Genomic DNA, 2,822 nt, shown 5'->3' on the forward strand with positions numbered 1-2,822 from the left:
ATGGTGAAGGATGGCGCCGGCACGCTGACCCTTTCAGGCACGTCGCTGCTGGACTGGACCGTCGACCAAGGCGGCATCATCTCGGCGGCCGAGCGCTGGGCGGCGATGTCTCGATCGGTGCGGGCGCCTCGTTCACCTTCGACCAGACAGCTAATGTGAGCTATGCCGGCGCGCTCTCGGGTACCGGCGATTTCGTCAAGGACGGCTTGGGGACAGTGGTTCTGACTTCGGACAACTCGGCTTTCGCCGGCGTCACTTCGGTCAATGGCGGCACGCTCGCCGCAGGCGCGGCCAACGCGTTCAGTTCCGCCTCGCAATTCTCGGTCGCGGCGGGCGCGACGCTCGATCTCGCCGGCACTTCCCAAGCCATTGTCGGGCTGACCAATGCCGGGACTGTGGGCATCGCCGGCAGCCTCGGAAGCAAGCTGACCGTCAGTGGCGACTATGTCGCCGAAGGGCGTCATTGCCCTCATCTCGCGGCAGATCCAATGCTCACGCAAGAAATCAGCCGTCGGCGGCCGCTCAAAATTTACCATTCTCATGAATAGTCCCAGATGTTTAACACCTACCGGTATCTTGGCGGCTATAGTCCGAGCCGCGCTGGTGGACTTGGAAATATCTCGGCATGTGCGGTTTTAGCGGTTATTTCGGCACTGTCCGGGATGGGAGGGCGCTCCTTGGAAGGATGACGGCTGCCATTGCGCATCGCGGCCCCGATGAGCAGGGATTCTTCACCACAAAGGCGGCCGGCCTCGGCCATGCGCGGCTGTCCATCGTCGGCCTGGGGGACGGCCAGCAGCCCATGTCCGATGCGACGGGCGATCTGACGATCGCCTTCAACGGTGAGATCTTCAACTATGTGGAACTGCGCGAGCAGCTTCGCGCGAAAGGCCGCCATTTCCGGACAGCCAGCGACACCGAAGTGATCCTGCATCTCTATGACGAGATGGGGGAGGATTGCGTCTCCGCGCTCAATGGCGATTTCGCCTTTGCGCTCTGGGACGGCCGCCGCCGCCGCATGGTTCTGGCGCGCGACCGCATGGGGGTCCGGCCGCTCTTCTATACAAGGCAGGGCGAACGGCTTTACTTCGCCTCGGAGGTCAAGGCGCTCCTCCAGGCCCCAGGCGTCGCGGCCGAGATTGATCCGGTCGCACTCGACCAGATCTTCACGCTCTGGGCCCCGATCGCGCCGCGCACGGCCTTCCGCAATATCTACGAGCTCGAACCCGCAAGCCTGATGATCGTGCAAGAGGGCAGCGTCTCGACGCGACCCTACTGGAGTCTGGAGTATCCCGACCGGGACGCGCCGCCCCGGCACCGGGACGAGCGTGCCGCGGCCGAGGAACTGCGCGCCCTCCTGACGGAGGCGACCCGGATCCGCATGCGCGCCGATGTGCCAGTCGGCGCCTATCTCTCTGGCGGCCTCGATTCCTCCATCACATCGGCGCTGGCGGCGGGCATGGCGCAGGGTGGCCTCAGGACCTTCTCGGTCACCTTCGATAGCGCCGAACATGACGAGAGCCCCTTCCAGCTCGAGATGGCCCGTGCGCTCGGCACGCATCACAGCGCCGTCGCCTGCGGGGAAGGCGATATCGCCGCCGTCTTCCCTGACGTTATCCGCTTCACGGAGCGGCCGATCCTGCGCACTGCCCCTGCCCCGCTCTACAAGCTCTCGAGCCTCGTGCGCGAGGCCGGCTTGAAAGTGGTGCTGACGGGCGAAGGCGCCGACGAAGTCTTTGCCGGCTACGATATTTTCAAGGAGGCCAGGGTTCGGCGCTTTTGCGGGAGACAGCCCGGCTCCCGCATCCGGCCGCATCTGTTCCGCAAGCTCTACCCCTATCTTCCGGGCCTGAGGCAGCAATCGGCCGAGTACCTGTTCTCCTTCTTCGGGGCTAGCGGCGCGGCGCTCGACGATCCGCTGTTCTCCCATCGGCCGAGGTTCGACGGCACGGCGGCGACGAAGCTGTTCTACTCGGGCGATCTGCGTGCCACATTGTCCGGATATGACGCCGCCGAGGAGCTCGCCGCGCGGCTGCCCGAGGCGTTCGCCCGCTGGCATCCCTTGCATCAGGCGCAATATCTGGAAGCCCGCTTCCTTCTCCCCGGCTATATCCTGTCCAGCCAGGGCGACCGCATGGCGATGGCCCACGGCATCGAGGGCCGCTTTCCCTTCCTCGACCATCATCTGGTCGAGTTTGCCGCCGGCCTTCCTCCCGAGATGAAGCTGAAGGGGCTCGTGGAGAAGCATATTCTCCGGGAGGCGACCAAAGACCTGCTGCCGGCCGCCATCGGCCGGCGGACCAAGCAGCCCTATCGCGCACCGGACAGCCAGTCCTTCGTTGGGCCGGGCACGAGGGACTATGTCCAGTCGGCCCTGGGCGACGCCGCAGTCAGCGCCGGCGGGCTCTTCAATCCGAAGGCAGTGGCAAAACTACATGAGAAATGCAGCCGCCAGCCGGCCTCCGGCTTTCGCGACAACGCGGCCTTTGTCGGCATCCTGTCGACGCAGCTGTGGCTGACGACTTTCACCGGCACAGGCATTTGCAACGCAAAGGCCGCCTGACACCACCAAGGAAAGCGAACGACATGACCGATACGATCCGAGACGCAGTGAAGGCCTTTGTCATCGAGAACTTCCTGTTCGGCGACACCACCCACGCCCTCGCCGATACGGACTCGCTGATCGAGAACGGCATCATCGATTCGACCGGCGTTCTGGAACTGGTGGCCTTTATCGAGGACCATTGCGGAATCACAGTTGCGGACGCCGATATCGTGCCGGCCAACCTCGATTCACTGGCGCGCATCACGGCCTTCATCAC

At 64.5% G+C, this 2,822-nt stretch carries 3 protein-coding genes; all 3 read left to right on the forward strand.

Annotation, left to right across the window (positions count from 1 at the left end; genetic code table 11):
* Positions 1–155: 155 nt before the first annotated feature.
* On the forward strand, positions 156–548 hold the full coding sequence (locus tag EN750_RS27635; protein ID WP_245482830.1) for an autotransporter-associated beta strand repeat-containing protein: 393 nt from the start codon (positions 156–158) through the stop codon (positions 546–548).
* A 77-nt stretch (positions 549–625) separates the two neighbouring features.
* Positions 626–2,563 carry an asparagine synthase (glutamine-hydrolyzing) gene (asnB, locus tag EN750_RS27640; protein ID WP_127398591.1) on the forward strand — a complete coding sequence of 646 codons (1,938 nt, stop codon included), beginning with the start codon at positions 626–628 and terminating at the stop codon, positions 2,561–2,563.
* 23 nt (positions 2,564–2,586) lie between these two features.
* Positions 2,587–2,822: acyl carrier protein (locus tag EN750_RS27645; RefSeq protein ID WP_145967954.1), on the forward strand; the 236-nt coding region annotated here is incomplete at its 3' end.

Origin of the sequence: Mesorhizobium sp. M7A.F.Ca.ET.027.03.2.1 (genome assembly GCF_003999175.1) — a bacterium.
Classification (GTDB): domain Bacteria; phylum Pseudomonadota; class Alphaproteobacteria; order Rhizobiales; family Rhizobiaceae; genus Mesorhizobium.